The organism is Streptomyces shenzhenensis, from assembly GCF_021462265.1.
Classification (GTDB): domain Bacteria; phylum Actinomycetota; class Actinomycetes; order Streptomycetales; family Streptomycetaceae; genus Streptomyces; species Streptomyces shenzhenensis.
In genome coordinates this window covers 1-1346 of sequence record NZ_JAJONF010000150.1, presented here as the reverse complement: position 1 = coordinate 1346, position 1346 = coordinate 1, and the positions used below count along the sequence as shown (strand labels likewise).

At 67.8% G+C, this 1346-nt stretch carries 2 protein-coding genes; both read left to right on the top strand.

Annotation, left to right across the window (positions count from 1 at the left end; genetic code table 11):
- The coding region (cysD, locus tag LQ326_RS47160; RefSeq protein WP_234545375.1) for a sulfate adenylyltransferase subunit CysD at window positions 1-861 on the top strand (861 nt) is incomplete at its 5' end.
- 2 nt (window positions 862-863) lie between these two features.
- A partial coding sequence (locus tag LQ326_RS47155; RefSeq protein ID WP_234545374.1) for a GTP-binding protein occupies window positions 864-1346 on the top strand: 483 nt, incomplete at its 3' end.

Here is a 1346-nt window from a genome sequence, read left to right as displayed (position 1 = left end):
GAGGCGGTCCACATCTTCCGCGAGGTGGCCGGCGAGTTCGAACGCCCGGTGATCCTCTTCTCCGGCGGCAAGGACTCCATCGTCATGCTGCACCTCGCACTGAAGGCGTTCGCCCCCGCCCCGATCCCCTTCTCCCTCCTCCACGTGGACACCGGACACAACTTCCCCGAGGTCCTCGAATACCGCGACCGAGTGGCCACCGCACACGGACTGCGCCTCCACGTGGCCTCCGTACAGGACTACATCGACCGCGGCACCCTCAAGGAACGCCCCGACGGCACCCGCAACCCCCTCCAGACCGTGCCCCTCACCGAAAAGATCCAGAGCGAGAAGTTCGACGCCGTCTTCGGCGGCGGCCGCCGCGACGAGGAGAAAGCCCGCGCCAAAGAACGCGTCTTCTCCCTCCGCGACGAGTTCTCCCAGTGGGACCCCCGCCGCCAGCGCCCCGAACTGTGGAACCTCTACAACGGCCGGCACGCCCCCGGCGAACACGTCCGCGTCTTCCCCCTGTCCAACTGGACCGAACTCGACGTCTGGCAGTACATCGCCCGCGAGAACATCGACCTGCCCCAGATCTACTTCGCCCACGAACGCGAGGTGTTCCAACGCGCCGGAATGTGGCTGACCCCCGGCGACTGGGGCGGCCCCAAAACCCACGAGAGGGTCGAGAAACGACAGGTCCGCTACCGCACCGTCGGTGACATGTCCTGCACCGGCGCGGTCGACTCCGACGCCGACACCATCGAGAAAGTGATCACCGAGATCACCGCCTCCCGGCTCACCGAACGCGGCGCGACACGCGCCGACGACAAACTCTCCGAGGCCGCGATGGAAGACCGCAAGCGCGAGGGGTACTTCTAGCCATGACCACCAGCACCACGGAACTCGGCCTCGCCGAGACGACCCTGCTGCGGTTCGCGACCGCCGGCTCCGTCGACGACGGCAAATCCACCCTGGTCGGACGGCTGCTGCACGACTCCAAGTCGGTCCTCGCCGACCAGCTGGAGGCCGTCGAACGCGTCTCCGCGAGCCGCGGACAGGACACCCCCGACCTCGCGCTGCTCACCGACGGCCTGCGCGCCGAACGCGAACAGGGCATCACCATCGACGTGGCCTACCGCTACTTCGCCACCCCCAAACGCCGCTTCATCCTCGCCGACACCCCCGGCCACGTGCAGTACACCCGCAACATGGTCACCGGCGCCTCCACCGCCGAACTGACGATCATCCTGGTCGACGCCCGCAACGGGGTCGTCGAACAGACCCGCCGCCATGCCGCCATCGCAGCCCTGCTCCGCGTCCCCCACGTCGTCCTCGCCGTCAACAAGATGGACCTGGTCGACTAC